Consider the following 5,035-nt stretch of genomic DNA (forward strand, 5'->3'; position numbering starts at 1 on the left):
CCCGCGCGGATGTTGTTGACACCGTCCGAACCGATGATGGTGTCGTCCCCATCGCCGGTTGCGATCGTCCAGTCGCCCTTCTGCCCCTGGGCGTTGAACAGGTTATTCCCCATCGTCGAGACGAACTTGCCGTCATAGCTGCCAGCGTAGAAGCTGACCCCCGCCGTATTGCCAGCGAGAATGGACAGGCTGCTGCCCGTCATGCCTGCGCCATTGACCGTAACCGGGGAGGAGAGCGGCGGGACAGGCGTGTCCTGAGCCGCACCGTCGACTGCGCCGCCCTGGGCGCCAATCACGAGATTCGTGTAGTTGCCGCTCAGCGCAAAAGCGCCCCCAGTGGTGATGACACCCTGGACAAGCGAATTCGTGCCCGTGGGCTCGTTATTCCCGCCTGCAACAAGATCAACCGAAGAGAGGTCACCGGTCGCGACTGCACCCAGGATCTGCTGTGCATAACTCGAGGCAAGAGTCTGCATCCGGGCACCTTCAACGGTGACCTGCACAGTCATGCCAGACGTACCAACTATCGTTACGATCGCCATGCGACCAGCTCCTTGCATTGACGGTTAATAACGAACAAGCGTTATTTTGTGCCTATGATGCGGAGCCTTTTGGTGTTTGTAATATACCGTTTCTAACTTTCTCCATACGAGGTCGGTATGGATCTTCGCCGCCTGCGTATGTTTATGGCTGTGGCAGAGCAAGGCAGTATAACGGATGCCGCCAAATATCTACACATGGAACAACCACCACTGAGTAGACAAATATCGTCAATAGAAGAGGAGCTTGGAGTAAAACTTTTCACAAGATCGAGGAGAGGAACAGAACTAACAGAAATTGGCGGACTATTTCTTCAGAAGGTCATCCCTCTCGTCCGTGAGCGGGACAACCTATTTAACTATATTAAAACCCTGAAGAGATCACACGAAGGAGTTATAAAGATCGGCTTTGTCGCCGGGGTTCTTGCTGTTGGGGCGATCGTGTCTGGCATAAAGCGAATCAAGGAGATGAAATCTGATATACGCTTCGAGCTAATATGTGGGACGTCTGAGGAACTGACGGAGAGGCTTATAGGTCACGATCTCGATATAGTCCTGCTGTGGGGGCCCATATCGAACAAAGGTCTCGTTTCATACGATATATATGAGGAGGACATGCTTGCTGTTATCCATCTTCCAAAACCACATCAGAGCCTGCCTGCCGATATTTATAAAAATCTATACACAAGCGATTTGATTATATTTCCAAGGGAATTTAGCGGTGGGCTATATGACTCAATAATCGAGCACACTGTATCCGCGGGAACAAGTCCCGTCATTCGACCTATAGCACCGGATGTCACATGCATCCCTCCATTAGTCGCTGCAGGACTGGGTAATGCAATCGTGCCCCTGTCGGTGACTAAGACATATAGTGGGGATATTTGCTACGTACCCGTACCCGAGAGGCTACGCTGTCAAATTGTCGCTGCCGCGCGAAAGGAAGTCCCGTCTCAGATTGTCGCTCTGTTCGTCACTGTCCTCAGGAGATGACCATCCCGCGATTTTCGGGCAAAAAACAGTGCTCGCTTCTGGAAGGTTATGCCTAGAGTGTTTTCCTCTCTTTCTGGCTCATACTCTGCGGCGGTGAAGAAATTGGCGCATTTATCGGTCGTGACCTGATCGATAAGGCTTCCGACCTTGTTCCCAAGCCCCTTGCGGGTGCGTTCGGCGGCGCGGCGGCGATGGGCCTTGAGCCTGGAGAAGGCCATCTCAATCGGATTGAAGTCTGGGCTGTAAGACGGCAGGAACCGCAGGCTGGCACCGGCCGCCTCGGTCACCGCCCGCACGCCCGGTCCTTTATGCAAGCCGAGCTCGTCCATTACGACGGCATCGCCGGGGCGCAGATCGGGCTGGCTTGTCGAATCACTCCTGCCGTCGTGTCAGGATGTCCGGGCGATCCTGCTCTCCTGCATGAGCGGACTTTTTTCCATGCGACCAGGTGGCGGGCGAAGAAGCGCCACAGCGCGCCGGTCGCGAAATGGTGGCCGTCATCGGCCAGGCGGGCACGGATATCAGCGAGGGTCAAGTCGTCCTGCGCCGCAATCATCGCATGGATCCGCCCGGCATGCGCCTCGATCCGATAGGACAGACAATCTCCGCCACGCGCCCTGGCCGCAGAACTGCCGGTCGCAGCAGCCAAAGCGCACCAGCAAACGGCGCTCGCCGGATTAACCCGCTGCGCGGCTCATGGCCACTGCCGTGCGCACTCGTAGCGCTGAGATACTTCCTCCATCAGCAGACTACGCCTGCTCTCCTTGACGCCGCCGCTTGACGTATCGCAATCATCCAAGCGATCCGGTCCACGCTTGCTCCACGCGAGGTTACACCCTATCCGGGTGGAAGAAGAGCGGGATGCACCGCGCATTCGCGTGTCAAATGGCGTGTGAGATCCTCCAGAACCACACTCTTCAGCCGAGGCAGAACCAGATAGAGCGGCACTTCGAACCTGTTCCCGGGGTCGAGTTCCACAAGTCTGCCCGCCGCCAGATGCGGGGCGGCAAGCGTCGTTGGTTGCAGCCCCCACCCCAGACCACTGAGCGTGAAATCCAGAACGCCCCGGCTGGAGGGGACGTAATGGGTGAGCGGCGAGAGATGCGTGCGCTTTGCCCGATCAAGCCATTGCCTCTGCAGACTGTCCTGCGCATTCAGGCAGATGCACGGCGCTGTATCGATCGCCTCGTCTGTCATCCCCTCAGGAAAATAACGCGCCACGAAATCCGGTCTGGCACATGCCGCATAATGCATGGCGCCGAGATAAAGGGTTCTGCACCCGGGGAGCAGATCGCTGCAGGTCGTGACGGCCGCCATGACGTCGCCCGTACGCAGCAGATCGGCTGTCTGGGCCACATCCTCGACAATCAGCGTGATGCAGATCTCTGCCCTTTCTGCATAGCCTGTAAGAATATCGGGCAGCCAGGTCGCGAGGCTGTCGATATTGACTGCCAACCGCAGGGTCGTTCTCTCGCCACTCTGAAAGAGAGCCGCACCCGTCTGCTTGCCGATCTCGGCTTCGAGGAGTTTTACCTTGTCGACATGGGCACAGAGTACCTGGCCCAGATCCGTGGCCCTGCACGGAGACCCGCGCACGATAACCAGCGCACCGAGACGTTCTTCAAAACTGCGCACACGCTGGGAAACCGCAGAGGCCGTGATCCGCAGGGCACGGGCTGCGCCCTCAAAGGAACCCTCACGGATAACTGCCACGACTGCACTGAGTGCCGCATAATCAAGCATGGGCGTAAGTTATGCTTAGGACCCCTAAGAAAGACAAGCTTTTCTCAAGGGAAAGTAACGCCTAGTTTCCGCGCAGATCGCAGACCACACAGACTTAATGATACTGCAATCTCAAGGGAATCAATGATCTAACTCTGTATATATCAAAATATTACATCTCATATATCGGGATAATACATCGTTACTACACAATAATGTTAGATCAAGACCGCTCGTCGAAAAATCATGTTTGGGTAGGAATCATGTCAAACATTCAGAAGTGGACAGTGCCGGGATATTCCTGCACGCTTTTCGGCAATCGAAGCCCAATCACCTCGCTAGGTGAGGTCACGGTTTACATCGACTTCGATAGAAAGCAGTTTCAGGTGAACCTGTCAGATGGCCGCACGATAGGTGGACCTTTCAAAACTTTTCTCAGTGGTACCGTCTATCAAACCAAGGGAATGTTTGGTTTCTACATCGGCACGAGCTTCTACCTCTTTGGCGAGAATGCCTCTTTTGCGGACGGTTATCTGGCTTATCCTGCCAGTGGAACTGCCGATATGGTATGGGTCTCCACCGCAACCGCGCAGAGCGGACCACTTCTCAGAAGCTCCTCCGACAATTTCTACTCTTACCCCTCGCCTACGGGTGAGCCCGTAGCCGCCATATGCTATCTGGCGGGCACGCTTATTCTGACCCCTCAGGGCGAACGGATCATCGAAACCCTGGAGCCGGGGGACGAGGTTATCGTGAGACGCAAGGGTATCGATTGTGCCGAAACGATCCGTTGGGTCGGGTCGGCACGACAAGTCGTTGACAAGCGGGAACGGCACGACGAGCGCGCCGGATATCCAGTGTGTCTGCGCACCAATGCGCTCGGCAAGGGCATGCCGCATCAGGATCTGTACGTTACGGCCGAGCATTGCCTTTTTCTCGAAGGCTGTTTCGTGCCCGCACGTATGCTGATCAATGATGACACGATCGCCTACGACAGATCACGCCATTCATTCACCTATTTCCATATCGAACTCGAAACGCACGGAATCATCCTCGCCAATGGTGTGGAGAGTGAAACCTATCTGGACACGGGCAACCGGCTGCTTTTCGCGCAGAGCGCGATAGAGGGCCCCACCCTCCTGCACCTGCCGCAAAGGCGTTCCTGGGAAAAAGATGCCTGCGCACCGCTCAATGTCGCGCCTGAATTCGTGCGTGGCCTATGGGAAAAATTTGCGTCTGTCTCTGCAGCGGAATTTGCGCGGCGTCACCCCATCAGCGTCGATCCCGCGCTTCATCTGATGCGTGACGATGGCACGGTTCTCACCCCATACCGGCATGATGGCCAGACCTATCTTTTCCGCCTGGATGCGCAACCCCGCATCTATCACCTCTGCTCACGCAGCGTGCGTCCCTGCGAGGAAACCGGACCCTTTCTCGATGATCGCCGGGAATTCGGCGTTCTCGTGTCAGCCCTTATGCTCTGGACCAGCACAGGAATGACGCCGCTCTCCGTCGAACACTGTGCTGCTACGCAACCCGGCTGGCATCGCGCATGCGATGCCACAGGGGCCTGGACCACGGGTGACGCCATGCTTGTTCTGGATGACGACGCGTTCGACGGCCTGAGCCAGGTCATTCTGTCGGTCAGACTGGCGGGGACCAGACTCTATCCGGTCCCTCTCGAAGAAATGCCGCATTTACCAGCCACAGCGTCCGGCACGATATGACCGTCAGACACAACCGCCYCTTCCCYCCGGGGGATGAAACGGGGATTTGTCGGG

The 5,035-nt window shown here is 56.4% G+C and carries 5 protein-coding genes and 1 pseudogene; 2 read left to right on the plus strand and 4 right to left on the minus strand.

Annotated elements, in window-relative coordinates; genetic code table 11:
- Positions 1-542, minus strand: a pseudogene (locus C0V97_RS06900) (calcium-binding protein); the annotation flags it as partial.
- A gap of 117 nt (positions 543-659) precedes the next feature.
- Here C0V97_RS06900 and C0V97_RS06905 point away from each other — a divergent pair.
- On the plus strand, positions 660-1,532 hold the full coding sequence (locus tag C0V97_RS06905) for a LysR family transcriptional regulator (protein ID WP_127101908.1): 873 nt from the start codon (positions 660-662) through the stop codon (positions 1,530-1,532).
- Here C0V97_RS06905 and C0V97_RS06910 read toward each other — a convergent pair.
- From C0V97_RS06910 to C0V97_RS06920, 3 genes are all read right to left on the minus strand, one after another.
- Positions 1,493-1,861 carry a transposase gene (locus C0V97_RS06910; protein WP_127101909.1) on the minus strand — a complete coding sequence of 123 codons (369 nt, stop codon included), beginning with the start codon at positions 1,859-1,861 and terminating at the stop codon, positions 1,493-1,495. The two genes, C0V97_RS06905 and C0V97_RS06910, sit on opposite strands and share 40 nt — an antisense overlap.
- Positions 1,861-2,181 (minus strand): hypothetical protein, encoded by a 321-nt coding sequence (locus C0V97_RS06915; RefSeq protein WP_127101910.1) that lies wholly within the window; start codon positions 2,179-2,181, stop codon positions 1,861-1,863. The genes C0V97_RS06910 and C0V97_RS06915 overlap by 1 nt, the downstream gene beginning before the upstream one ends.
- A 188-nt stretch (positions 2,182-2,369) precedes the next feature.
- On the minus strand, positions 2,370-3,275 hold the full coding sequence (locus C0V97_RS06920) for a LysR family transcriptional regulator ArgP (protein WP_127101911.1): 906 nt from the start codon (positions 3,273-3,275) through the stop codon (positions 2,370-2,372).
- A 242-nt stretch (positions 3,276-3,517) separates the two neighbouring features.
- Here C0V97_RS06920 and C0V97_RS06925 point away from each other — a divergent pair, with 242 nt between their 5' ends.
- On the plus strand, positions 3,518-4,981 hold the full coding sequence (locus C0V97_RS06925; RefSeq protein WP_158625361.1) for a Hint domain-containing protein: 1,464 nt from the start codon (positions 3,518-3,520) through the stop codon (positions 4,979-4,981).
- Positions 4,982-5,035 lie beyond the last annotated feature (54 nt).

The organism is Asaia sp. W19, assembly GCF_003994335.1.
Taxonomy (GTDB): Bacteria; Pseudomonadota; Alphaproteobacteria; order Acetobacterales; family Acetobacteraceae; genus Asaia.